Annotated in this window: 17 protein-coding genes; 4 read left to right on the forward strand and 13 right to left on the reverse strand. The window is 62.4% G+C overall.

Going from position 1 to position 21108, the window contains the following annotated elements; translation table 11 throughout:
• Positions 1-102: 102 nt before the first annotated feature.
• The 10 genes from ALTERO38_RS17385 to ALTERO38_RS17430 all read right to left on the reverse strand — a co-directional run bounded on the left by ALTERO38_RS17385 (position 103) and on the right by ALTERO38_RS17430 (position 12178).
• Positions 103-804, reverse strand: a complete 702-nt coding sequence (locus tag ALTERO38_RS17385; RefSeq protein ID WP_159969128.1) for a phosphoglycolate phosphatase — start codon at positions 802-804, stop codon at positions 103-105.
• Positions 801-1475 carry a ribulose-phosphate 3-epimerase gene (gene rpe / locus ALTERO38_RS17390; protein WP_159969129.1) on the reverse strand — a complete coding sequence of 225 codons (675 nt, stop codon included), beginning with the start codon at positions 1473-1475 and terminating at the stop codon, positions 801-803. Before rpe ends, ALTERO38_RS17385 begins: the two co-directional genes overlap by 4 nt.
• Positions 1476-1576: 101 nt before the next feature.
• Positions 1577-2857 carry a 4-aminobutyrate--2-oxoglutarate transaminase gene (gene gabT / locus ALTERO38_RS17395; RefSeq protein WP_102837386.1) on the reverse strand — a complete coding sequence of 427 codons (1281 nt, stop codon included), beginning with the start codon at positions 2855-2857 and terminating at the stop codon, positions 1577-1579.
• Between the two features lie 158 nt (positions 2858-3015).
• Positions 3016-4482: an NADP-dependent succinate-semialdehyde dehydrogenase gene (gabD, locus tag ALTERO38_RS17400; protein WP_159969130.1), complete on the reverse strand. Its 1467-nt coding sequence runs from the start codon at positions 4480-4482 to the stop codon at positions 3016-3018.
• Positions 4483-4495: 13 nt separating this feature from the next.
• Entirely contained in the window at positions 4496-5323 is an 828-nt protein-coding gene (locus ALTERO38_RS17405) for an ABC transporter permease (protein ID WP_159969131.1), read from the reverse strand.
• A 64-nt stretch (positions 5324-5387) separates the two neighbouring features.
• Positions 5388-6641, reverse strand: coding sequence for an ABC transporter permease (locus tag ALTERO38_RS17410; RefSeq protein WP_159969132.1), 1254 nt, complete (start codon positions 6639-6641; stop codon positions 5388-5390).
• Positions 6642-6719: 78 nt separating this feature from the next.
• Positions 6720-7751: a polyamine ABC transporter substrate-binding protein gene (locus ALTERO38_RS17415; protein ID WP_159969133.1), complete on the reverse strand. Its 1032-nt coding sequence runs from the start codon at positions 7749-7751 to the stop codon at positions 6720-6722.
• Positions 7752-7805: 54 nt separating this feature from the next.
• A complete protein-coding gene (locus ALTERO38_RS17420; protein ID WP_159969134.1) occupies positions 7806-8915 on the reverse strand; it encodes an ABC transporter ATP-binding protein in 1110 nt (369 codons plus the stop codon).
• A gap of 205 nt (positions 8916-9120) precedes the next feature.
• Positions 9121-9750, reverse strand: a complete 630-nt coding sequence (locus ALTERO38_RS17425; RefSeq protein ID WP_148923815.1) for a response regulator transcription factor — start codon at positions 9748-9750, stop codon at positions 9121-9123.
• A gap of 4 nt (positions 9751-9754) precedes the next feature.
• Positions 9755-12178, reverse strand: coding sequence for a PAS domain S-box protein (locus ALTERO38_RS17430; protein WP_159969135.1), 2424 nt, complete (start codon positions 12176-12178; stop codon positions 9755-9757).
• 104 nt (positions 12179-12282) lie between these two features.
• On the opposite strand from ALTERO38_RS17430, the gene ALTERO38_RS17435 reads away from it, so the two are divergent.
• A complete protein-coding gene (locus ALTERO38_RS17435) occupies positions 12283-13299 on the forward strand; it encodes an alpha/beta hydrolase family protein (protein ID WP_159969136.1) in 1017 nt (338 codons plus the stop codon).
• A gap of 16 nt (positions 13300-13315) precedes the next feature.
• On the opposite strand, the gene ALTERO38_RS17440 is transcribed toward ALTERO38_RS17435, so the two are convergent.
• From ALTERO38_RS17440 to ALTERO38_RS17450, 3 genes are read right to left on the reverse strand one after another with little or no spacing between them, the layout of a single operon-like run.
• Positions 13316-14086, reverse strand: coding sequence for a DnaJ domain-containing protein (locus ALTERO38_RS17440; RefSeq protein WP_159969137.1), 771 nt, complete (start codon positions 14084-14086; stop codon positions 13316-13318).
• Positions 14087-14752: an N-acetylmuramate alpha-1-phosphate uridylyltransferase MurU gene (gene murU, locus ALTERO38_RS17445; protein ID WP_159969138.1), complete on the reverse strand. Its 666-nt coding sequence runs from the start codon at positions 14750-14752 to the stop codon at positions 14087-14089. It abuts the gene before it with no gap.
• Positions 14749-15771 carry an aminoglycoside phosphotransferase family protein gene (locus ALTERO38_RS17450; protein WP_159969139.1) on the reverse strand — a complete coding sequence of 341 codons (1023 nt, stop codon included), beginning with the start codon at positions 15769-15771 and terminating at the stop codon, positions 14749-14751. Before ALTERO38_RS17450 ends, murU begins: the two co-directional genes overlap by 4 nt.
• A gap of 131 nt (positions 15772-15902) precedes the next feature.
• Between ALTERO38_RS17450 and ALTERO38_RS17455 the strand changes: the two genes are divergently transcribed.
• From ALTERO38_RS17455 to pdxA, 3 genes are all read left to right on the forward strand, one after another.
• The gene (locus ALTERO38_RS17455) at positions 15903-18665 is read left to right on the forward strand and encodes an LPS-assembly protein LptD (RefSeq protein WP_159969140.1); all 2763 of its coding nucleotides are present in this window, start codon (positions 15903-15905) and stop codon (positions 18663-18665) included.
• Complete coding sequence (locus ALTERO38_RS17460) at positions 18646-19953, forward strand: peptidylprolyl isomerase (RefSeq protein ID WP_159969141.1); 1308 nt, start codon at positions 18646-18648, stop codon at positions 19951-19953. Before ALTERO38_RS17455 ends, ALTERO38_RS17460 begins: the two co-directional genes overlap by 20 nt.
• An 86-nt stretch (positions 19954-20039) precedes the next feature.
• Positions 20040-21023: a 4-hydroxythreonine-4-phosphate dehydrogenase PdxA gene (gene pdxA, locus ALTERO38_RS17465; RefSeq protein WP_159969142.1), complete on the forward strand. Its 984-nt coding sequence runs from the start codon at positions 20040-20042 to the stop codon at positions 21021-21023.
• Positions 21024-21108: the final 85 nt, after the last annotated feature.

Here is a 21108-nt window from a genome sequence, read left to right on the forward strand (position 1 = left end):
GCCAGCGCCAACGGGCCAGGGCCTTGATGACATTCATCCACTGTTTGCGGGTGACCACCACGATCTGATCTCGGCTGCAGGGTTCAAAAGACAGAGGCCACACTAGCGCAGCCCCGAAACCGAAGCAACCAGCTCGCGCAGATCGTCAAGCACCAGTGCCGGCTGCTCGTGGGCGATGGGCTCACCGTGGTTGTAGCCGTAAGTGAGAGCCGCACAAGGCACCGACGCCGCCTTCGCGGCGCGCACATCGTTGCGCGAATCTCCAACGAATAGGGCGGCATCCGCGGACACCCCGGCCTCACGCATGACCCAAACAAGGGCCGCCGGGTCAGGCTTCTGCTGAGGCAGGGTGTCGCCACCGATCAACCACTGGAAATAACCAACCAGGCCCTTCTCTTCCAGCAACGGTTCGATGAACTGGGACGGTTTGTTGGTGATAATCGCAAGCTTCACGTCACGCTCGCGCAGCCAGTCCAAGCACTCGCGAACGCCCGGGTAGACCGTGGTCAGTTCGTGTCCACCGGAATAGGCCTGCATGAACAGCGCCAGCGCCTCGTCGGCCAGCTCATCAGCTACACCCTCGTGTTGCAGCTGACCGGCCAGCGCGCGACGCACCAGCACCCGCGAGCCGTTGCCTACCCAGTCACGCACCCGATCAATGCCGGCGGGCTCACGCCCCAGCAACATCAGCATCTTGTCGACCGCGGCGGCCAGGTCCGGCACCGAATCCATCAGGGTGCCGTCCAGATCGAACATCACCAACCGCGGCAGCTGGCCGTCGAACAGTTGCTCGAGACGAGTCATGGGCGTGCCAGCGCCAGCTCGGCGCGCATCTGGTCGATCACGGCCTTGTAGTCGGGCTGATTGAAAATCGCCGAACCGGCGACGAAAGTATCGGCACCGGCTGCGGCGATCTCGCGGATGTTCTTCGGATTGACGCCGCCGTCGATCTCCAGGCGAATCTCGCGGCCACTGGCATCGATCAGGGCACGCGCTTCGCGCAGCTTGTCCAGGGTATTGGGGATGAATTTCTGCCCACCGAAGCCGGGGTTGACGCTCATCAGCAGGACCATATCGACCTTGTCCATCACGTATTGGAGCACGTGTAATGGAGTGGCCGGGTTGAACACCAAGCCGGCCTTGGCACCGCCGTCCTTGATCAGCTGCAGGGAGCGATCAACGTGCTCGGAGGCTTCCGGGTGAAAGGTGATGTAGCTGGCGCCGGCTTCCAGAAAGTCGCCAATCATGCGGTCTACCGGGTTGACCATCAGGTGCACATCGATGGGTGCGGTGACGCCGTGCTTGCGCAACGCCGAGCAGACCATCGGGCCAATGGTCAGGTTGGGTACGTAGTGGTTATCCATCACATCGAAATGGACGATGTCCGCGCCGGCGGCCAGCACGTTGTCCACTTCCTCGCCCAGGCGGGCGAAATTGGCGGAAAGAATCGAAGGGGCGATGGCGAACGGCTGCATGACGACCTCGGGTAGCACGGCAAGATGCCGCGCATTGTACCCGAGGGTCAGGGCTGCGGCGCACCTGACATCCGTTGCGGATGCCGGTGCGCCACGCGCGATCAAGTCAGCTCGTCAAAACACTCACTGATAATGGACAGGCCGCGCTCAAGCAGGTCGTCCTCAACGGTGAGCGGCACCAGCACCCGCAGCACGTTGTAATAGGTGCCGCAGGACAGCAGGATCAAGCCCTTGTCCCGTGCCTTGGCGACGATCTGCGAGGTCAGCGCCGCGGCCGGACGCGCGTGATCGCCCTCTTCGAACAGTTCGATAGCGATCATCGCGCCGAGCCCGCGGACTTCGCCAATCTCCTTGTGCCGCGCCTGGATGGATTTGAGCCCGGCGGTAAGCTTCTCAGCCACCGCCTTGCAGCGGTCGAGCAGCTGCTCTTCCTCGAAGATCTCCATGACCGCCAGCGCCGCCGCGCAGGACAGCGGGTTACCAGCGTAGGTGCCGCCGAGCCCGCCCGGCGCAATGGCGTCCATGATCTCGGCCTTGCCACACACGCCAGCAATCGGAAAACCACCGCCGACCGACTTGGCAAAGGTGGTCAGGTCGGCGACCACACCCATCTGCTCCATGGCGAAGAAAGTGCCGGTGCGCCCGGCGCCGGTCTGCACTTCGTCAGCGATCAGCAGAATGCCGTGCTCATCGCAGAGCGCACGCAGGCGCGCCATGAATTCCTTCGGTGCGACATTGAAGCCACCCTCGCCCTGCACCGGCTCGATGATGATCGCAGCGATGTCCCGCGGCTCGGCATCGTTCTTGAAGATGCGCTCGATGCTCGCGATGGACTCATCGACGCTAACGCCATGGATCGCGCAGGGATACTGCGCGCGGAAGATGCCGCCCGGCATCAGGCCCATGCCCGCCGAGTAGGGCGCGACCTTGCCGGTCAGACCGAGGGTCATCATGGTGCGGCCGTGATAAGCGCCGGTGAAAGCAATGACGCCGGCGCGTCCGGTGGCGGCGCGGGCAATTTTCACCGCGTTTTCCACCGCTTCGGAGCCGGTGGTGACCAGCAAGGTCTTCTTGGCGAAATCGCCGGGCACCCGCGCATTGATCTTCTCGCACAGCTCCACGTACGGCTCGTAGGCCAGCACCTGGAAGCAGGTATGGGTCAGCTTATGCAGCTGGTCTTCCACGGCCTTGATGATCTTCGGGTGCAGGTGACCGGTATTCAGCACGGCGATGCCACCGGCGAAATCGATGAACTCGCGTCCTTCGACGTCCACCACGCTGCTGTTTTTCGCATGGTCGGCAAAGATCGGGTGGATCTGGCCGACGCCACGGGGAACAGCGGCGACACGGCGTTGCATCAGGGATTCGTTGGTCTTGCTCATAAGCTCCTCGGTAGCCGCTCATCGTCGGCACGGGTCATGAAGAACGCCAAGAAGCGAGCACGGCAGCATACGATGATCGACTGCCGCACCTCCCCAGGCGTTCGAATTACAGTAAAACTCCGTGCATTATTTTGCACGCCTGTTTTTGAGTCGCTTGGTCAAATGCCACCCAGACACAGGTATTTGATTTCCACGTATTCATCCAGCCCGTATTTCGAGCCCTCGCGGCCGAGGCCAGAGGCCTTCATGCCGCCGAACGGCGCCACCTCGGTGGAGATCACGCCGGTATTGATGCCGACCATGCCGTACTCCAGCGCTTCGGCGACGCGAAACACCCGGCTCAGGTCGCGCGCATAGAAGTAGGCCGCGAGCCCGAACTCGGTGTCGTTGGCCTGCCGAATCACCTCGCTTTCATCGCTGAAGCGGAACAGCGGCGCCAGCGGGCCGAAGGTTTCCTCGCGTGCCACGGCCATCTCGGCGGTGACGCCGCCCACCAGCGTCGGCTCGAAGAAGTTACCGCCCAGCGCATGGGGTTTGCCGCCGGCTAGCAGAGTGGCGCCCTTGTCCAGCGCATCCTTAAGATGACGCTGGACCTTGGCCACCGCAGCGGCGTCGATCAACGGGCCGGTGGTGACGCCCTCCTCCATTCCGTTACCCACATTCAGCCGCGCCACAGCCGCGGCAAGCTTATCGACGAAAGCGTCGTAGATGCCGTCCTGCACGTAGATGCGGTTGGCACAGACGCAGGTCTGCCCGGCGTTGCGGTACTTGGAGATCATCGCGCCCTCGACCGCCGCGTCCAGATCGGCATCGTCGAAGACGATAAACGGCGCGTTGCCGCCCAGTTCCAGCGAGAGCTTTTTCAGCGTCGGCGCGCACTGCTGCATCAGGTGGATGCCCACTGCCGTCGAGCCAGTGAACGAGAGCTTGCGCACCACCGGGTTTTCGCAGAGTTCGGCACCGACTTCGCGCGAGGTAGCGGCATCGGCGGTGATCACGCTGAACAGCCCGGCCGGGATGCCCGCGCGCTCGGCCAAGGCGGCCAGTGCCAACGCTGAGAAAGGCGTCTGCGGCGCAGGCTTGAGTACCATGGCGCAGCCGGCGGCGAGCGCCGGGCCGACCTTGCGAGTGATCATCGCGCTGGGGAAGTTCCAGGGCGTGATCGCCGCGGTGACGCCGACCGGCTCCTTTTGCACGAGGATGCGTTTGTCGCCGGCGTGGGCGGGGATAACATCGCCATACAAGCGCTTGCCCTCCTCGGCGAACCATTCCAGAAAAGAGGCGGCATAAGCCACTTCACCCCGAGCCTCGGCCAGCGGCTTGCCCTGCTCGGCGGTCATGATCCGCGCCAGGTCTTCCTGATTCTCCAGCATCAGCTCGTACCAGCGACGCAAGCGCGACGCTCGCTCCTTGACGGTCAGCGCGCGCCAGGCCGGCTGCGCGGCCTGCGCGGCCTCGATGGCGCGGCGGGTTTCGGCGCGCCCCATGTTCGGGACCTCGCCAACGAGCTCGCCGGTGGCCGGATTGAAGATAGCGGTGCGGCCGTCCGCATCGGCATCGCACCAGTCGCCGTTGAGGTAGGCCTGCTGGCGCAGCAGGCCGGGGTGGTCGAGTTGCAGGGTCATGGAAGCGTCCGGATTAAGCAGGTTGTTGAGTGCGCATCTTCTCGGAGCGGCCGCGCAGCCATTCCAGGGTCAGCAGCAGTGCGATGGAAAAGCCGATCAACAGGGTGGCTGCGGCGGCGATGGTCGGGCTGAGGTTCTCGCGGATGCCGCTGAACATCTGCCGCGGCAGGGTGATCTGCTCGGGGCCGGCGAGGAACAGCGTCACCACCACTTCGTCGAAGGACGTGGCGAAGGCAAACAGCGCACCGGAAATCACCCCCGGAGCAATCAGCGGCAGGGTGACGCGGAAGAATGTAGTTATGGGTGAGGCGCCCAGGCTGGCTGCGGCGCGCACCAGGTTCTGGTTGAACCCCTGCAGCGTGGCGGAGACGGTGATGATCACGAACGGCACACCCAGCACCGCGTGAACCAGGATCAGCGACAGGTAGCTATTGCCCATGCCCAACGGGGCGAAGAACAGGTAGCTGGCCACCCCGACAATCACCACCGGCACCACCATCGGCGAAATCAGCAAGGTCATCACCAGGGCCTTGCCGCGAAATTCGCCGCGGGTCAGACCGATCGCCGCCAGGGTGCCGAAGACCATCGCCAGCGCCGTGGCGGCCGGGGCGATGAGCATCGAGTTCTTCAGCGAGCGCATCCAGTCGGCCGAGCTGAACAAGGTTTCGTACCAGCGCATGGAGAAGCCTTGCAGCGGATAGACGAGAAACGAGCCGGAGTTGAACGACAGCGGCACGATCACCAGCACCGGCACGATCAGAAACAGCAGCACCAGCGCGCATAGGATGCGCAGGGTATAAAACCAGACGCGTTCGATGGGCGACATGTAGGGGCTCAGCATGGAAAGTTCTCCTGCCCGAATTGGCGAATGGCTTGCGGTGATTGCCTGGTCAGTGCGGTCATGCTCAGCCCAGCCTCAGGCGGCTGGCGCCGACCAGCCAGCTGTAGACGATGTACAGCAGCATGGTCGCCAGCAGCAGCAGGCCGCCCAGCGCCGTGGCCATGCCCCAGTTGATGGTGGTGTTGGTGTAGAAGGCGACGAAGTAGCTGACCATCTGGTCGTTCGGGCTGCCGAGCAGCGCGGGGGTGATGTAGTAGCCGATGGAAATGATGAACACCAACAGGCAGCCGGCGCCCACGCCCGCGAGGGTTTGTGGAAAGTACACCCGCCAGAAGCTGGCGAAGGGGTGGCAGCCCAGCGAGATCGCCGCACGCATGTAACTCGGCGAGATATTCTTCATCACGCTGTAGATCGGCAGGATCATGAACGGCAGCAGGATGTGGACCATGGCGATGTAGACGCCAGCCCGGTTGAACACCAACTGCAATGGTTCGTCGATCAGGCCCATCTTCAACAGCGCGCCGTTGATCAGGCCGCTGGATTGCAGCAGCACGATCCAGGCGGCGACGCGCACCAGAATCGAAGTCCAGAACGGCAGCAGCACCATGATCATCAGCAGGTTGCTTTTGCGCGCCGGCAGGTTGGCCAGCAGATACGCCAGGGGATAGGCCAGCACCAGACAAATCGCCGTGATCACCAGCCCCATCCAGAAAGTGCGGGCGAAGATATCCAGGTAGACCGCCTGATCAGGCGATACCGATGCCAGCTCGCCCATGTCGTCGATGCGGTGATCGAGAGCGGCCAACAAATAATAGGGGGTGATTGCGCTATCGTTGCGGCGAATGACCTGCCAATAGGCGGGGTCGCCCCAGCGCTCATCGAAAGCTTCCAGCGCCTCCTTGTAGGACGTCGGCGCTTCCTTGAATGGGAGCGCGCGAGCTGTCTTGGTCATCAGGCTGCGGAAACCGGCCTGTTCCATGTTCAAGCGTTTGGACAGATCACCCAGCGACTGGTTTTGCCGCGCCTCCTGCAGGTCTTCGCTGAGGGCCTGATAAACCGACTCATCCGGCAGGCCGCGGCCATCCCAAGCCGTGATTGCCTCGACTGTGCGCGGCAGGCTGCCCACCACCTCCGGATTATCGACGCTGCGCCAGAGCAGCGAGGCGATCGGCAGGATGAAGGTGAGCAACAAAAACACCAGAAGAGGCAGGATCAGCGCCTTGGACTTCAACCGGTTCATGCGCTCGGCACGCGCCAGCCGCCGCTTCAGGTTGGGCTCGGCGAGCTCGGGAACAGGCAAGGAGATGGCAGTAGCCATGACGAACTCCGCAAAGTGTCAGATTCCAGCGGCGCATGGCCCGCCTCAGGGCAGGCCATGCAAGGGGGCCAGGCTTGTTTAGCGCGCAGCCCAGGCGTTGAAACGCTGTTCCAGCTGCTCGCCGTAGTCGGCCCAGAAGGTCACGTTCATGGCCACTTGGTTGGCAATGTTTTCTGGCGTCGTAGGCATTTTTTTCAGCAGCTTCTGATCGAGCAGCTCGACCGCTTTCTTGTTTGCGGGACCGTAGGCGATGTTTTCCGAGAAGGCTTTCTGCTGCTGTGGTTGCAAGGTAAAGCTGACGAAATCGAGCGCTGCCTTCTGATCCTTCGCACCTTTGGGGATGGCCCAGGAATCGAAGTCGTAGATGCCGCCGTTCCAGACCACTTGCAGATTGCTCTCATCCTGCACTGCAGCAATCCGACCGTTATAGGCGCTGCTCATGACCACGTCACCGGAGGCCAGAAACTGCGGCGGTTGGGCGCCCGCTTCCCACCACTGAATGCTGGGTTTGATCTGGTCAAGCTTGTTGAAGGCGCGGTCCTGCCCCTCTTTCGTCGCCAGCACCAGGTAGACGTCTTTCGGTGCAACGCCATCGGCCATCAGGGCGAACTCAAGGGTGTACTTGGCGCCCTTGCGCAGTCCGCGTTTGCCGGGGAATTTCTCGGTGTCCCAAAAATCCGCCCAACCACTCGGTGCGCCGTCGAGCTTGTCGGCGTTATAAGCCAGCACCGTAGACCAGACGAAGAAGCCCACACCGCAAGGCTGTATGGCACCTTCGATGAAGTCGTCCGGGTTACCCGCTACCGCTGGATCGATTTCCTCGAACAGCCCTTCATCACAGCCGCGTGACAGCTCGGGCGATTCAACTTCCACGAGATGCCAGGACACACTGTTGGTATCGACCATGGCCTTTACCTTGGCCATCTCACCGTTGTATTCGCCAGCGATGATCTTGTGGTCGGTCTTGGCTTCGAAGGGTTCATTGAAGGCCTTGATCTGCGCCTGCTTGTTGGCCCCGCCGAAGGTTACGGCGGTGATATTTTCCGCCGAGGCCTGCGCAGCGCACACCAGTCCGATGCTCAGGGCGGTCAGTTTCAGAGATTTCAGCATTGTGATTCGCTCCATGATGCGGTTGAAAACAGCTTTCTTGCTTGCTCGCCCTGCTTATGCCGCCTGCAGCGGATCCAGCGCACGGACGTGTTCCACTTGCCAGCCGATCGGCACGACATCACCAACCGCCAGGTCGGGATCGAATTCGGCAATCGGTTGCTTGACGAAGAAGTCGCTGATGCCGCAGACCTCGAGGCGAATGCGGATGTGGTCGCCGAGGTAGACGAACTCGGCGACTCGCCCGGTGAAGCGGTTCGGGCAATTGGCGCTGGCACCGTTGAGGCGTACCCGCTCGGGCCGTATCGACAGGTTGACCGGAGCGCCAGGCATGCCGACCTTGACGGCCAGCGCCTCGACCCGCTCACCGCGGCCCAGCTCGACGGTGCAGTTGTCACCGTTGCGGCTGACCAGCCGCGCCGGCAACCGATTGTTCTCGCCGAGAAAGTTGGCAACGAAGGTATTCGCCGGGCGCTCGTACAGCGCCCGGGGCTCATCGATCTGCTGGATCTCACCCTGATGGAACACGGCGACCCGGTCGGACATGGTCAGCGCCTCACCCTGATCGTGGGTGACATAGACCACGGTCACGCCCAGGCTTTGGTGCAGATGCTTGATCTCCATCTGCATCTGCTCGCGCAATTGCTTGTCCAGCGCGCCCAACGGCTCATCCATCAACACCAGCTGCGGCTCGAACACCAAGGCTCGGGCCAGCGCCACGCGCTGCTGCTGGCCGCCGGACAGCTGCGCCGGGTAGCGATTGCGGAATCCTTCAAGCTGCACCATCGAGAGCGCGCGCTTGACCCTTTCCTTGACGTCGAGCTTGGGCATGCCACGCACGCTGAGCGGAAAGGCGAGGTTTTCCGAGACTGTCATGTGCGGAAACAGCGCATAGTTCTGGAACACCATGCCCATGTCGCGCTTGTGCGGCGGCAGCTTGTTGATCGAGCGGCCGCCCAAGAGGATTTCACCGGCAGTGGGCGTCTCGAAGCCGGCCAACATCATCAGACTGGTGGTCTTGCCGGAGCCTGACGGACCGAGCAGCGTGAGAAACTCACCTTTACGGATATCCAGGTTCAGGTCTTTGACAATCAGCGCTTCGCCGTCGTAACTCTTCTGGATGCCACGAAAGCTGACCAGTACTTCGTTCGCTTGAGAATCGAGCATGCCGCACCTGTGATCCGTTGTTCCGTGGCCACAGGTTAGGAGCCCCACGAGCCAGCGCACATCGGCAGATGGGAGTGAATACACTCAGCGAAACGGAGAGGCTGTTGTAGGGATTGCCCTACAAGAAACCTGTCGGCAGATACAGACCCGGTTTTGCATCAGGCGCGTAGCACCGTCGCCAGCGGCCTCGTGCTTACCGTCCAGGTCAGACCAGCTTGTGCTCCATGGCATAGCGGACCAGATCGGCCACGGAGTGAGCGACCAGCTTCTGCATCAAGCGCGCCTTGTGCGTGCTGATGGTCTTGCTGCTGAGGGCCAGCTTGGCCGCGATGTCGTTGACCGAATCGCCGTGTACCAGTCGCTCGAACACCGAATACTCACGCTCCGACAGCAGTGCATGGGGTGGCCGGGAGTCGGTGAGCCCGACCTCGAAAACCATGCGATCCGCCAGCTCCGGATCGATATACCGGCCGCCAGCGGCAACCTTGCGCACCGCAGTCAGCAGCAGCGCCGGGTCACTGTCCTTGGTGGCATAGCCGGCAGCACCAATCTTCAGCGCCCGCGCCGCCATCTGCGCCTCGTCGTGCATCGACAACACCAGAATCGCCGGCGGCTCGCTCAGCGCGCGTATCCGCGGTATGGCTTCCAGCCCGTTGACGCCCGGCATGGAGATGTCCAGCAGGACAACATCGCACGGTGTCTGCCGCAGTTGATCGAGCAGTTGCTGACCGTTGCCCGCTTCGCCGATCACCTGCATGTCCTTGGCCAGCCCGATCAGCTGCTTGATCCCCTCGCGAACGATGGTGTGGTCCTCGGCGACGATTACCCTAATCATGGCGCTAGCTCTCCAATGTACTGATCAGAACCACAGGCTCGACCGGGCTGTCATCCAGTGGCACCGTGACATGAATCGAGGTGCCCTCGCCCGGCTGGCTTTCCAGCAGCAAGCTGCCCCCGAGCATCTGGGCTCGCTCCTGCATGCCCACCAGGCCGAACGACGGTCCCTGGCGGCCCTGCTGGACCACGAAACCCTCACCGTCATCGCTGATGCTCAAGCACAGCATATCCCCTTGCTGCTGCAGGGTGAGGCTCACGGTTTGTGCATTGGCGTGACGCATGACATTGGTCAGCGCCTCCTGAAGGATGCGGAACAGGCCGACAGCCTTGGCATTGCCAAGTTGCGGCGGGCATTCCGGCACCTCCACCAGGCAGGCGATCCCGGTGCGTTCCTCGAAGCGCCGCGCCTGCCAGTCGATGGCCGATGCAATGCCGGCGTCCAGAATCGGCGGACGCAAGGCGGTCGCGACGTCGCGCACCTGCTGGAACAACTGGGCAATGAGGCGTTTCATGCCTTGCAAGCGTGCTGCCAGGCCGGGGTCGAGCTCGGCAAAGCTGATCTCGCACATGGAAATTTCCAGTTTCAGAACCGTAAGCATTTGCCCCAGCTCGTCATGGACCTCGCGCGCGATATGGGCCTTTTCTTCCTCGCGCACCGTTTCCACATGCGCCGCCAGCTTGCGCAGTTGTGCCCGTGACGCATCCAGCTCCAACTCGATTCGCTTGTTATCGGTGATGTCCCAGACGATGCCGTCCCAGACCTGACGCCCCTCCAACTGCCCACGCACCGAGGCGCGGATGTCGGCCCAGCGAATCTCGCCGGAACGGGTCAGGATCCGCCCCTGCCAGTACCAGTCGCTCATGCTGTCGAGTGCCTGCTGCTGGCTGCTCCAATAGCCCGGCTCGTCGTCGGGATGCACCAGGCTGCGGATGCCGCGCCCAGGTTGCAACAACAGCTCCGCCGAGTAGCCAACCAGACGCTGGCTGGCCTCGCTGATGTAGGCAATGTTGACCGGAGCACCGGCGTCCTGTCGCTCCAGACGGAAAACCAAACCCGGCACGTTGCCCGCCATGGCTTTCAGTCGCACCTCACTTTCTTGCAGCGCCGCACTGGCGCGGCGGCGCTCGGTGATGTCGGCAAGGAACAGCACCAGATACTCCTTGCTACCCAGGCGCAGGAAGCTAAGCGTTACCGCTGCTGGAAACCGCCCCCCATCGGCGCGCTGCCATTCGCACTCATGTATCTGGTGATCCTCCACGCCGCTGCGCGCATCACGCCAGAGCTGCATCCAGCCGTCCATGCTCATGCCCGGCTCCAGCGCTTGCAGTGGCTGGTCGAGCAGACTGTCGGAGGCATAGCCGAGCAGTTCAACGGCCGCCTGGTTGGCATACCGGACGTGGCTGTCCCAGTTCAGCCAGAGAATGCCGACGGTACTGTGATCAAGGCAGAACTGCGTCAGCCGCTGCGCCTCTTCGGCGGCGGCGCGCGCCTCGATGTCTCGACGCGCCGACTTCAATCTGCTTTCCAAAAGCCCCTGCTGGCGACGCTGCCATACCAGCATGGCTACGGTTGCGGCCAGCAGCAGCGTCAACAGCAGGCTGAGACTGCGCCAGTAACTGATGCGGCGCGACTGATCGATGCTGCGCGACTTGAGCCATTGCTCCTGCAACTGGCTGAACTCGCGGGCGGGGAAATTGCGCAGCGCCTGGTCGATGATCGCACTCATCACCGGGCTGTCGCGGCGCGAACCGATGCGCAGCAACAAGGGGTTGCCCAGGTCGCCTACAACATCGAGCGATGCGTATTCCGCTCGCTGCGAGAGACGGCCGTAGAGCGGCTCATCGACCACCGCGAAACACACGCGCGCCTCGAGCAGCTGACGCAGCGCTTCGAATTGGCTACCTACTTCAAGAACCGGCTGGCTCGGGTAGTTGCTGCTCATGTAATCGGCCACCGAGCCGGGCCCTTCCAGCGCGATCACGTCATTACTGTCCAGGCGTTCGAGGTCGATTGCACGGGGGCCGTTAAGGTCGCCAATGATCAGCCTTGGCACCCTCAGAAACGGGTCACTGTAACGCCAGATGCGCAGCCCTTCCCGCGTCTGGCGCAGCCCCGGCGCCAGGTCGATTTGATTGGCACGCATGGCATCATCCAGCGCTGCCTCGTCGACGAACCGGTGCCATTGCAAGCTGACGCCAAGGATATCCGCAAGTCGCTCGATGAACTGCACGTGAAAGCCGGACAGGCGACGTTGGCGTTGGTCGTATTCGGCGTAAGGGGGCGCCATTACCACACCCACGCGCCACTGTTGGTGCGCCGCCAGCCATTCCTGTTGCGCGTCGCTCAACGGCACGCTCGAAGCCATTGCGGGCAGTGCGCTCAATGCAAGCAACAGGCAGCAGCAACGCAGCAGAAATGACACCATAAGCCTCACAAGATCGGCGGTAGTGCCGAAACGCTGTTTTAGTGCATCTGTGCCGCCCGCGCCAGCATCACAGTGGCCTGGGCGGGCCAATATCAGGAAAACCAATGTTCCGAGCGCGCATTTCAACTCGTTTGGCGGCCGTCTTGTTCGTCATCTTCACCAGTCCTCTGATCAGCGCCGCCGATGAGCCGGCGGCCGAGGCGGAGGCCGCCTCGGCTCCGGTGGCTGCTGATCGTCCGGTCCTGCCCTCGCGCAGCGAAACCATGGCCGCGGACCTGTTGCGCCAGCTGCCTGCCAGCGAGTTCGTCAGCCTGAACGCCAGTGGCACGGACTTCGTAGCGCTTTGGCGTCCCGCTAATGTTGCCGAACCCAAAGGCATCATTATCTTGCTGCCCGGTGAGGGTGAGAGTGCCGACTGGCCACGCGGCATTGGCCCGCTGCGTCGTGGCCTGCCCGACCACGGCTGGCACACTCTGAGCCTGAGCCTGCCGGACTCGCCGGGTTTGGTGCTGCCGATGGCCACGGAGCCTGCGCCGGAGCAGCCGACCGACGCGCCCGAGACCGTGGCAGAACAGCCCAGCGAAGATCCGGCGCCAAGCGAGGCCGGCTATCTACCGGAAGAAACCGCAGCGGCGCCAGGCGAGCCGGCAGTTGACGATTCCAATACGCAAGCCCCCGCCGAAACGCCACCGATGAAGCCCGACCAGGCCGAGCAGATCAGCGCTCGTATCGAGGCGGCCCTGGCCTTTGCCCGCAGCAAGCAACCAAAGACGATCGTGCTTTTAGGCCAAGGCACAGGCGGCTATTGGGCGGCCCGCTACCTTCAGCAGCAGGCGCCGCAAGATGTCAGGCATTTGCTTATAGTCCAGCCGCGTCAGCCGGATGGACAGGAAGAACCGCTTGCGCAGCTGGTGCCGCCCCGCAAGCTGATCACCGGCGACTTCTACTATAAGGATGTAACCAGCGACCAGCAGACGGCTCGGGAGCGGCTGAACGCCAGTCGCCGGATTCAGCACCCAGCCTATCGACAAGTCGGGTTGCCCCGGCAGACTGGCGAACGCCAGACTGACCAGGAAGTCCTCGTTCGAAGGGTCCGCGGCTGGCTCAAGCGAGAAACCTAAGCCTCACCGGCTCGCGTTAGCGAAAGCCCCGCCGCTCGCGGATCAGGCTGTAGGCATGGTGCAGTTCGCGGGTCCGCTCAGTTGCCTCGCGCACCTCAATGGCAGTGGCACCGGCACCGGCCTGCTTATCGGGGTGATGCTTGCTGAGCAGACGCCGATAGGCCCGTTTGATGGCCTGCGGCTCGCTGTCGGCACGCACCCCGAGCAACCGCAATGCCTGTTCGTACGCGCCACCGGGGTTGCTCGGCGCACCCTGGCGGCGACCGCCGTGCTCATCCAGCGCTGCCACCGCTACGGAATCCCAGCCCATCCACTTGCCCCAGAGCATGATCAACTCATGCTCACGTGCATCGATCTGGCCCTGAGCCCTGGCCATGCGCCAACAGGCCTGGAGGATCGCCTTCGTTTCATCCTGACGCCCTCTCAGGCGCTGCAGTGGCTCGCGCAAGCCGTCCGTACTGGATTTCCCGCGATAGAACGCATCGATTGCCACCCGCTGCTGAGAGGGAGTCAACCGCAGCCGGCGCATTTCGTTGCGGGCAGCCTGAATATGTGACTCGCTGATCCGTCCGCTGCTTTTCGCCAGGCGCCCAAGTAGATAGAACAGCAAGTCGCTGCCTTGCATCCTTGGTGTGGCGCGTGAAAGCAATCGCCGAAAGCTGGCCCAGGAGTCGAGCCCGAAGCGGCGGTCCAGCACCTGCCCGATCAGCGCGCCCAACAGCGCGCCCGGAATGCTCGCCAGCAGCCAACCGACCAGTGCGCCCAGGAAAGTGATTGGCCAGAACATCTAGTGCTGTGCCTCAAGGATGCGCTCAAGCTCAGCCAGACGCTCATGCGTCCCGACGTCGATCCAGCACCCGCCGTGATATTCGCCGCTCAGCTTTCCGTCAGCCAAGGCCTGGCGCAACAGCGGCGCGAGTTTGAAGGCCCCAGCCGTGCATCCGGTGAACAGCTGCGGACTGAGCACGGCGATGCCGCTGTAGGTGAATCTCGCGGCCTCCTCGTCACCGACGCAGCCGTCGACCAGGCTGAAATCGCCCTTGGGGTGATGGACTGGGTTGTCTACTAGCACCAGGTGCGCCAAGCCTGCGAGCGGCCGTTTCAGCGCGCTGAAATCGTAGTCGGTCCAGATGTCGCCATTGACCACTAAAAAAGGCTCCGTTCCCAGCAGCGGCAAGGCACGGTGAATCCCGCCGCCGGTCTCCAGCGGCTCGCCCTCCGCTGAGTACTGGATACGGACTCCCAGGCGCCGACCATCACCGAGGTGCGCCTCGATCTGTTCACCCAGCCAGGCGTGATTAATCACCAGTTCATTGATGCCGGCCTCGGCCAGTGCGCGGATGTGGTATTCGATCAGCGGCACGCCGCCCGCCCGGACCAATGGCTTGGGAGTGTGCAAGGTCAGGGGGCGGAGGCGCTCGCCCTTGCCGGCCGCGAGGATCATCGCTTTCATGATGAGGCAGGCTCCTGTGGCAGCCCCTGTAGCAGCTGTTTGAGATCATCCAGTTCAGGTCGGCGCGCCAGCACTGTGTCGAGATAAGCGAAGAAACGCGGCACATCACTCAGGTAACGCGGCTTGCCGTCGCGGTGACAAATGCGCGCGAAGATGCCGATCACCTTGAGATGGCGCTGCAGCCCCATCAGATCGCTAGCGCGATGAAACTCGGCGAAGCTCTCCTGCACCGGTATGCCGCGCGCACGAGCGGCGTCCCAGTAACCCTGCAGCCAGCCAAGCACCCGCTCTTCCGGCCAGCTGAGAAAGGCGTCCTTGAACAGCGAAGTAATGTCATAGGTGACCGGGCCGATCACAGCATCCTGGAAATCCAACACGCCGGGGTTCGGCTGGCTGAGCATCAGGTTGCGTGGCATATAGTCCCGATGCACCAGCACGGTTGGCTGGGCTAGCGCAGAGTCGATCAGCACCCGACAGGTTCTTTCCCACAACTGCTGTTCATCCGCCGTGAAGCTGTGGCCCAGATGCCGCTGGACGTACCACTCAGGAAACAGCTGTAGCTCGCGGCGCAGCAGCGCTTCGTCATAAGAGGGCAGGGCTGCTGGCTTGGCATTGGCCTGGAAGGTGATGAGCGCTGATATGGCGTCCGTAAAGAGCTCATCCGCATTATCGGCGTCGATCACATCCAGATAGGTTTGACGGCCCAGATCGCTGAGCAGCAAGAAGCCCCGGTCGAGGTCAGCCGCCAGAATTTCCGGCACATGCACGCCAGACCCGGCCAGCATTGCCGCGATGTCCACGAACGGCTGGCAGTTCTCCTGAGGCGGAGGCGCGTCCATCAGGATGAAGCTGCGCGGGGCTGCCTCCCAGCGAAAGTAGCGACGAAAACTGGCGTCACTGCTGGCCGCAATCAGCGACACCTCGGGGACTTCGCCCCAGCCACGGCGAGCGAAAAGCGCCTGGAGATGTGGCTCCAGCCAGGCGTTCAGGTCCAGCAGACGTTGATCATGTTGCGGCATATCAGGGGCTCTCCACGGCGCTAGCCGATAGGCGGGTCATGCTTTATTATCCAGCATCTTTTTCAGCCCATCGAGAGGCGTGCGGCCCAGCCCGGCCGATGGCTCGCCGCAAGCACGGACCAAAAAACAAGATGGCAGTCAAATATCCCGCTTTTCGTAAAAAATTCCCTCTATTGGTAACCGGCGGCCTGCTCGCACTGCAACCTGTAGCGACGCCCTTGGTTATCGCAGCCGAACAGTTCGCCTGCCAACCGGGTGCCGATGGTGGTTGGAATTGCGCCGCGGATGCGGCCAGCCCGGCCTTGCCGCCGCGCCCGACTCACCGCGGTGCTGCCACTGAAACCACCAGCGCCCAGCCCAAAGCCAGCAAAGCCGAGCGCCAGGCGGCCACCACCAAGCTGGTCACCGAAAGCAAGGGTCGAGCGTTGGCCTCTCGCAGCGCCGACTACAGCCATCTGGATTGGGTGCCGCGTGATCAGCTGACCAATGCACAACTGGCCGAGACAGGGCCATATTGTGCCGGCACCTATGTTGAACCGAACCGCCCCGGTCAGTTCGACGACACACCGATGAGCGAGGCGCCGACCTACGTCTCGGCCAAGGCAACCCGTTACGAGCAACAGCAGGAAATCGCCACGCTGGCCGGCGACGTGGTACTTCGCCAGGGCAGCATCCAGGCCGAAGCCGACGAAGCCAGTCTGTACCAGTTGGAAAATCGCGGCGAACTGAAAGGCAATGTCCGCCTGCGTGATGGCGGCGCACTGATGGTCGGTGATCGCGCCGAGCTGTTCCTCGACACCGGTGAAGCTCAGGTCGAGAACGCGGAATACGTGGTCCATGAAGGCAAGGTTCGAGGCAGTGCGCTGTACGCCAAGCGTACCGACGACGCCATCATCCGCCTCAAGGACGGAACCTATACACGCTGCGAACCAGGCGATAACGATTGGTACCTGCAGGGCAACAACGTCACCCTCAACCCGGCCACCGGCTTCGGCTCGGCGACCAACGTGACGCTGCGGGTCAAGGGTGTCCCGGTGTTCTATACGCCCTACATCTATTTCCCAATCGATGATCGCCGTCAGTCCGGTTTCCTGGCGCCGAGCATCAGTTCATCCAGCGATACGGGCCTGTCGCTGATCACGCCCTACTATTTCAACCTGGCGCCGAACTTCGACGCCACGCTCTATCCGAACTACATGACCGATCGCGGTCTGCTCATGGAAGGTGAAACCCGCTACCTGACGCGCCGCAGCGAAGGCCAGTTCGGCGCCGCCTACCTGGATGACAGCAACGACGAGCGCAAGCTGCAGTCGGAATACGAAGACCAGCGCTGGATGTACAGCTGGCAACACCGTACCGGCCTGGATACCCGCTGGCTGGCAGAAGTTGATTACACCGACATCAGCGATCCTTATTACTTTCAGGACCTGGACACTCAGCTGGGCATTGATCAGCCGGACCATCTGGACCAGCGCGGCACCCTGAGTTACCGCGCACCGTCCTACACTGCGCAGCTGAACGTACACGCCTACGAGCGCGCCACCATTGCCGACATCACACCTTACGAGCGCCTGCCGCAGCTGACCTTGAATGGCGCACTGCCCTTCCAGCCAGGTGGGCTGCGGGTTGCCTACGACACCGAGTTCGTCAGTTTCCAGCGCAGCCTGCGCAGTGGTTATTTCACGGATCAGGATGGCAACACGGGAACACCCGAGCAGCTCTGGTATGACGCACGGCTTGCCGGACTGAACCGTGCCGAGGGCGAGCGTCTTCACCTCGAGCCCGGGGTTAGCCTGCCGCTCGATTGGAGCTGGGGATTCGTCCGCCCATCGCTGAAATACGCGTACACCAAGTACGACCTGACGTTGGATAACACCGGCCGCAGTCAGGTGAGCGATTTCAATGATTCGCCCGACCGCAGCGTACCGATCTTCAGCGTCGACAGCGGCTTATATTTCGACCGCGACACCCAGTGGTTCGGCAAGGATTACCGTCAGACCCTCGAGCCACGGATGTTCTACCTGTACGTTCCAGAAGAGGACCAGGACGACATTCCAGTCTTCGACACCGGCGAAAACACCTTCAGCTATTCATCGCTGTGGCGTGAAAACCGCTTCTCCGGCAAGGATCGAATCGGCGATGCCAATCAGCTTTCCCTGGGCGTCACAAATCGCTGGATCGAGCCGAACGGACTGGAGCGCCAGCGCTTGAGCGTTGGCCAGATCATCTACTTCCGCGACCGCGAAGTGCAGTTGCCGAATCTTGAGGATCGTCCAGGCTCGTCATCGGACGTCTCGCCATACGCCCTCGAGTACATGTATCGCTACAACCGCGACTGGCGCTTTACCTCGACGTTCATCTGGGACCCGGATCAGGGCCAGACGCAGTCAGGCAGCGCCATGTTCCACTACCAGCCAGCTGACAATCCGCGGAAGATCGTCAACTTCGGCTACCGCTATCGCAACGACACCGTACGATTCGATCAAGCCACCGGCGAGTGGACCTATGGCGGTGACTACGGCGTGCCGGGCTCGCCTGAATACATCGAGGATTACTACAAGATCAACCAGCACGACATCTCCACCATCTGGCCGATCCTGCCGCAGTGGAGCGTGATCGCACGCTGGCAGCACGACTACAGCCGCAACCGCACACTGGAGGCCTTCGGGGGCTTCGAGTACGACAGCTGCTGCTGGAAGCTGCGCCTGATCAACCGCTACTGGATCGATTACGACGAAACCAGTCTCAACCCATCGCAGAACGATGAGCCCGACAACGGCATCTTCCTGCAAATCGTCCTCAAGGGACTCGGCGGCGTGTTCGGCAGCTCGACCGAGACATTCCTCGACGAAGGCATACAAGGTTACCGTGAACGTGAAGATCAAGCTTTCTGATTACCTGCGCCCCCTGCTGGCGGGCGCCCTTCTGCTGGGCAGCACGACTGCTGTCCTGACCGCGTCGGCCGACGTTCAACAGCTCGACCGCATCGTCGCGATTGTCGACAACGACGTGATTATGCAAAGCCAGCTGGACCAGCGGACCCGCGAAGTCCAGCAGACCATCGAGAAACGCGGCGCGGAAATGCCGCCCGCGGACGTCATGCAACAACAGGTGCTGGAGCGGCTGATCACCGAAAATCTACAGCTGCAGATCGGCGATCGCTCGGGCATTCGCATCTCCGATGAAGAACTCAACCAGGCAATGAGCACCATCGCTCAGCGCAACAACATGACCCTGGACCAGTTCCGAGCGGCGCTGGAGCGTGACGGCCTGAGCCTCGATACCGCCCGCGAGCAGATTCGCCGTGAAATGGTCATCAGCCGGGTGCGCCAGCGCAGAATTGCCGAACGTGTCCAGGTGTCGAACCAGGAGGTGGAAAACTTCCTGGCCTCTGATCTCGGCAAATTGCAGCTGTCGGAAGAATACCGACTGGCCAATATCCTGATACCAGTGCCGGAGTCGGCTGACTCGGCGACGATCCAGGCGGCTGAAAAAACCGCGATGGATACCTACCAGCAGCTTCAGCAAGGCGCTGACTTCGCCAAACTGGCCGTCTCGCGCTCGGCCAGTGAAAACGCACTGGAAGGTGGCGACATGGGCTGGCGCAAGGCGGCTCAACTGCCGCCCCCCTTCGACACCGAAGTCAGCACCATGTCGGTCGGCGACGTCACCCGACCGGTGCGTACTCCGCCGGGTTTCATCTTGCTGAAAGTGCTCGACAAGCGTGGCGGCGATACTCAGGTACGTGACGAGGTCCATGTTCGTCATATCCTGATCAAGCCCAGCCAGATCCGCAGCGAAGAAGAAAGCCGACGCCTGATCCAGCGACTGCGTGACCGCATCCAGGCCGGCGAAAGCTTTGCCGAACTGGCGAAAAACTTCTCCGAAGACCCAGGCTCGGCGCTGAACGGCGGCGACCTCAACTGGATCGATCCCAGCTCGCTGGTTCCCGAGTTCCGTGAGGTCATGGCCAACACGGCGAGTGGGCAGCTGTCCGAACCCTTCAAGACACCGTATGGCTGGCACATTCTGGAAGTGCTCGGGCGCCGCGCCACCGATGCCAGCGAAGAGTTTCGCGAGCAACAGGCATTGTCCTTGTTGCGCAACCGTAAATACGAAGAAGAACTGCAGAACTGGCTACGCCAGATTCGCGACGAAGCCTACGTCGAGATCAAGATCTGACACGCTTCAAGTAGCTACTCTGCAATGCCTAAACGGGCCGGCCAATCGGCCGGCCCGTTTCTTTTCATCCGTATGAAGGCAACAACATGACCACCAAACGTTTCGCCCTGACGCCCGGCGAGCCCGCCGGTATTGGTCCCGACCTCTGTCTGTTGCTCGCACGCAACAGCCATCCACACGCCCTGATCGCCATCGCCAGTGCCGAGCTGCTACGCACTCGTTCAGCAGAGCTCGGGCTGGACATCACCCTGCTTGAAGTCGCGCCGGGCAACTGGCCGAACCAGCCGGCACCCGCCAACAGCTTGTATGTCTGGAACACATCGCTCGGCGCCCCAGCCATAAGCGGCCAGCTCACTCCAGCAAACGCCGACTACGTTCTGGCCACGCTGACCCGAGCCGGTAAGGGATGCCTAGATGGCAGCTTCGCCGGCATGATCACTGCGCCGGTGCACAAGGGCGTGATCAACGAGGCAGGTATTCCTTTTTCAGGACACACCGAGTTTCTCGCGGAGCTAACGGGCACCGAGCAGGTCGTCATGATGTTGGCCACGCGCGGGTTGCGGGTTGCACTGGTCACAACCCACCTGCCGCTCAAGGATGTGCCGGCCGCCATCACCACCGAGCGCCTGCAGCGTGTGACGCGGATATTGCACGCCGATCTGGTAGAAAAATTCGGCATCGCCCGGCCGCGGATTTTGATCTGTGGGCTCAATCCCCATGCTGGCGAGGGCGGACATCTGGGCCGTGAGGAAATCGAGATCATCGAACCGACGCTGGAGGTGCTGCGGCGCGATGGGCTCGATCTGATCGGCCCGCTGCCAGCGGACACGCTGTTCACGCCCAAACACCTCGATCACTGCGACGCGGTGCTGGCGATGTACCACGACCAGGGCTTGCCGGTGCTCAAGTACAAGGGTTTTGGCGCGGCCGTCAATGTCACTCTCGGCCTACCTATTGTGCGAACCTCAGTCGATCACGGCACCGCCCTGGACCTTGCGGGCACGGGCCAGATCGATACCGGTAGCCTGCAAGTGGCGCTGGAGACGGCGTATGAGATGAGCGGCAGCTAGACCAGCAACCAGCACGGTATCCAGGTGAGGAGTAGGCTGCGCTCAGGTTACGCCTGCCACCGAGCCGGATCCTACAAATTGTGGG

This window comes from Pseudomonas sp. 9Ag (genome assembly GCF_902506445.1).
Classification (GTDB): Bacteria; Pseudomonadota; Gammaproteobacteria; order Pseudomonadales; family Pseudomonadaceae; genus Stutzerimonas; species Stutzerimonas stutzeri_AB.

Excerpts from the sequence above, each read along its gene's own strand:
- ALTERO38_RS17385 (WP_159969128.1), bottom strand. The coding sequence starts at position 804 with ATGACTCGTCTCGAGCAACTGTTCGACGGCCAGCTGCCGCGGTTGGTG.
- rpe (WP_159969129.1), bottom strand. The coding sequence starts at position 1,475 with ATGCAGCCGTTCGCCATCGCCCCTTCGATTCTTTCCGCCAATTTCGCC.
- gabT (WP_102837386.1), bottom strand. The coding sequence starts at position 2,857 with ATGAGCAAGACCAACGAATCCCTGATGCAACGCCGTGTCGCCGCTGTT.
- gabD (WP_159969130.1), bottom strand. The coding sequence starts at position 4,482 with ATGACCCTGCAACTCGACCACCCCGGCCTGCTGCGCCAGCAGGCCTAC.
- ALTERO38_RS17405 (WP_159969131.1), bottom strand. The coding sequence starts at position 5,323 with ATGCTGAGCCCCTACATGTCGCCCATCGAACGCGTCTGGTTTTATACC.
- ALTERO38_RS17410 (WP_159969132.1), bottom strand. The coding sequence starts at position 6,641 with ATGGCTACTGCCATCTCCTTGCCTGTTCCCGAGCTCGCCGAGCCCAAC.
- ALTERO38_RS17415 (WP_159969133.1), bottom strand. The coding sequence starts at position 7,751 with ATGCTGAAATCTCTGAAACTGACCGCCCTGAGCATCGGACTGGTGTGC.
- ALTERO38_RS17420 (WP_159969134.1), bottom strand. The coding sequence starts at position 8,915 with ATGCTCGATTCTCAAGCGAACGAAGTACTGGTCAGCTTTCGTGGCATC.
- ALTERO38_RS17425 (WP_148923815.1), bottom strand. The coding sequence starts at position 9,750 with ATGATTAGGGTAATCGTCGCCGAGGACCACACCATCGTTCGCGAGGGG.
- ALTERO38_RS17430 (WP_159969135.1), bottom strand. The coding sequence starts at position 12,178 with ATGGTGTCATTTCTGCTGCGTTGCTGCTGCCTGTTGCTTGCATTGAGC.
- ALTERO38_RS17435 (WP_159969136.1), top strand. The coding sequence starts at position 12,283 with ATGTTCCGAGCGCGCATTTCAACTCGTTTGGCGGCCGTCTTGTTCGTC.
- ALTERO38_RS17440 (WP_159969137.1), bottom strand. The coding sequence starts at position 14,086 with ATGTTCTGGCCAATCACTTTCCTGGGCGCACTGGTCGGTTGGCTGCTG.
- murU (WP_159969138.1), bottom strand. The coding sequence starts at position 14,752 with ATGAAAGCGATGATCCTCGCGGCCGGCAAGGGCGAGCGCCTCCGCCCC.
- ALTERO38_RS17450 (WP_159969139.1), bottom strand. The coding sequence starts at position 15,771 with ATGCCGCAACATGATCAACGTCTGCTGGACCTGAACGCCTGGCTGGAG.
- ALTERO38_RS17455 (WP_159969140.1), top strand. The coding sequence starts at position 15,903 with ATGGCAGTCAAATATCCCGCTTTTCGTAAAAAATTCCCTCTATTGGTA.
- pdxA (WP_159969142.1), top strand. The coding sequence starts at position 20,040 with ATGACCACCAAACGTTTCGCCCTGACGCCCGGCGAGCCCGCCGGTATT.